Source organism: Geobacillus sp. LYN3 (assembly GCF_003064505.1).
Taxonomy (GTDB): domain Bacteria; phylum Bacillota; class Bacilli; order Bacillales; family Anoxybacillaceae; genus Parageobacillus_B; species Parageobacillus_B toebii.
In genome coordinates this window covers 1-905 of record NZ_QCWL01000109.1, presented here as the reverse complement: position 1 = coordinate 905, position 905 = coordinate 1, and the positions used below count along the sequence as shown (strand labels likewise).

4 tRNA genes and 1 rRNA gene are annotated in these 905 nt (G+C 51.2%); all 5 read left to right on the top strand.

The window, feature by feature from the left end:
• The first annotated feature begins 230 nt into the window (after positions 1-230).
• A 5S ribosomal RNA gene (gene rrf, locus DCC82_RS17315) occupies positions 231-347 on the top strand.
• 9 nt (positions 348-356) lie between these two features.
• Positions 357-432, top strand: a tRNA-Val gene (locus DCC82_RS17310).
• A 161-nt stretch (positions 433-593) separates the two neighbouring features.
• Positions 594-666 (top strand) — tRNA-Thr (locus DCC82_RS17305).
• 10 nt (positions 667-676) lie between these two features.
• Positions 677-752 (top strand) — tRNA-His (locus tag DCC82_RS17300).
• Positions 753-758: 6 nt separating this feature from the next.
• Positions 759-829 (top strand) — tRNA-Gly (locus DCC82_RS17295).
• Positions 830-905: the final 76 nt, after the last annotated feature.

Below are 905 nucleotides of genomic sequence, written 5' to 3'. Positions count from 1 at the left end.
GGCCCGTGAGGAGGCTGTTGCCGCCGCAACGGGACCGAAGCGTCGCGAGCCGATGGCGTCCGGAGCTAGACAGCGTACGTAAAGCAGAAGCGGCCGTTTCACTTCAAAAAGCTAGCCGCCTATGCAAAACGGCTTTCTTCCAAACAGACGGTTATCTAGTTTTGAAGGAATGAATTCCCCATCTTGACAAGACTATCTATTTATATATAATAAAACTTGTCCATTACTTGCCTAGTGACAATAGCGGAGAGGAAACACCCGTTCCCATCCCGAACACGGAAGTTAAGCTCTCCAGCGCCGATGGTAGTTGGGGCCAGCGCCCCTGCAAGAGTAGGTCGTTGCTAGGCAATTCATACGGAGGATTAGCTCAGCTGGGAGAGCACTTGCCTTACAAGCAAGGGGTCGGCGGTTCGATCCCGTCATCCTCCACCATGATAATACATATTTATGCCGGCTTAGCTCAATTGGTAGAGACGAGCCTAAGCTTCCGTGAATTCACTGCGAGTTGTCCCGACGCATATCACTTCGCTGAATAAGCGAGAAGAGGAAGGGACACAAAAAATTAAACGTATATGTCAATACTTCTTTCTTATGCCGGCTTAGCTCAATTGGTAGAGCAACTGACTTGTAATCAGTAGGTTGCGGGTTCAAGTCCTGCAGCCGGCATCAGATTGTGGCGACTATGGCGAAGTGGTTAACGCACCAGATTGTGGCTCTGGCATGCGTGGGTTCGATTCCCACTAGTCGCCCCATGTTATGCGGGTGTAGTTTAGTGGTAAAACCTCAGCCTTCCAAGCTGATGTCGTGGGTTCGATTCCCATCACCCGCTTCTTGGGCCTATAGCTCAGCTGGTTAGAGCGCACGCCTGATAAGCGTGAGGTCGGTGGTTCAAGTCCACTTAGGCC